Source organism: Lyngbya aestuarii BL J, assembly GCF_000478195.2.
GTDB lineage: Bacteria > Cyanobacteriota > Cyanobacteriia > Cyanobacteriales > Microcoleaceae > Capilliphycus > Capilliphycus aestuarii.
Window position 1 is genome coordinate 1 of the sequence record NZ_AUZM01000388.1, and the last position, 381, is coordinate 381.

Annotated in this window: 1 protein-coding gene; it reads right to left on the reverse strand. The window is 42.0% G+C overall.

What is annotated here, in order from left to right; genetic code table 11:
* A partial coding sequence (locus M595_RS28645) for an O-linked N-acetylglucosamine transferase family protein (RefSeq protein ID WP_023070040.1) occupies window positions 1-381 on the reverse strand: 381 nt, incomplete at both ends.

Consider the following 381-nt stretch of genomic DNA (forward strand, 5'->3'; position numbering starts at 1 on the left):
ATAAAAATTGTTCGCCTTTGCGAGTGACAACTGGTACTTCAAACCACAGCGCTTCTAGAGTGTGAGTTCCCCCATTATAAGGATAAGAATCTAACAATACATCGGCTAAAGCATAAATCTGACGATGTTCTTCTTCGGTGGGAAATCGAGGAATAAACTTCACCCGATGTAGACTCACTCCAGCAGCTTGACAAGCTTGTTGATAAGCACCTTGAAAAACAGCGACATCTCCGGCGGCTTTATGAATTAAAATACTATTAGGAACTTGTTTGAGAATAGCAACTTGCGCCTCTACTAATTCGCGGTTAAATTTGCGCCCAGGTGCGACACTGAGATAAATAACTTGATCTAAACCAATGCGATAAAGATCGGAAGAGCGTC